This is a genomic window from Roseinatronobacter domitianus, from assembly GCF_023336755.1.
Taxonomy (GTDB): Bacteria; Pseudomonadota; Alphaproteobacteria; order Rhodobacterales; family Rhodobacteraceae; genus Roseinatronobacter; species Roseinatronobacter domitianus.
The window spans coordinates 1-1,058 of the sequence record NZ_JALZWP010000053.1 but is presented as its reverse complement, the minus strand read 5'-3'; the positions used below and the strand labels follow the sequence as shown (position 1 = coordinate 1,058).

The window sequence follows — 1,058 nt, the reverse complement described above, 5'->3', positions numbered from 1 at the left end:
TCATGGAGGTAAACCTTGACGGGCCAAAGGCCGGAGAGGTTCTGGTCGAGATCAAGGCCACGGGCATTTGCCACACGGATGAGTTCACCCGCTCTGGCGCGGACCCCGAAGGGCTGTTTCCAAGCATTTTGGGCCATGAAGGCGCCGGCATTGTGCTGGAAGTGGGCGAAGGTGTGACCACGCTGAAACCCGGCGACCATGTCATCCCGCTATACACGCCCGAATGCCGCGAGTGTTATTCCTGCCGGTCGGGCAAGACGAACCTCTGCACCGCCATTCGCGGCACCCAAGGCAAAGGGCTGATGCCCGATGGCACGACGCGGTTTTCCATGCTCGATGGCACGCCGATTTACCATTACATGGGCTGCTCGACCTTTGCCAACCACACGGTTTTGCCCGAAATCGCGCTGGCCAAGGTGCGCGATGACGCGCCGTTCGACAAGATTTGTTATATCGGCTGCGGCGTGACCACCGGCATTGGTGCTGTCATCAACACGGCAGGCGTGGAAATTGGGTCCACGGCGGCGGTGTTCGGGCTTGGCGGCATTGGGCTGAACGTCATTCAGGGGCTGCGCATGGCGGGCGCGGACATGATAATCGGGGTCGATCTGAATGACGGCAAGGAAGAGATGGCGCGCAAATTCGGCATGACACATTTTGTTAACCCCTCGAAGGTAGATAATGTGGTGGCCGAGATCACGCGCCTGACACAGCGCGGGGATGATGCCATTGGCGGCGTGGATTACAGTTTTGATGCGACGGGCAATGTGGGCGTGATGCGCGACGCGCTGGAATGTTCGCACCGCGGCTGGGGTGTGTCGGTGATCATCGGGGTGGCGCCCGCGGGCGCGGAAATCAGCACCCGCCCCTTCCAGCTGGTCACGGGGCGGGTCTGGAAAGGCACGGCCTTCGGCGGCGCGAAGGGGCGCTCTGACGTGCCAAAATTCGTCGATTGGTACATGTCGGGCAAGATCGAGATTGACCCGATGATTACCCACAAGCTGACATTGGACCAGATCAACGAGGGATTCGAGCTGATGCACGAAGGCAAATCCATC

Annotated in this window: 1 protein-coding gene; it reads left to right on the top strand. The window is 60.3% G+C overall.

The features are described 5' to 3' along the window. Positions 1-2: 2 nt before the first annotated feature. Positions 3-1,058 (top strand): S-(hydroxymethyl)glutathione dehydrogenase/class III alcohol dehydrogenase (locus tag M3N55_RS16670; protein WP_249060981.1); only part of this gene is annotated, 1,056 nt, incomplete at its 3' end.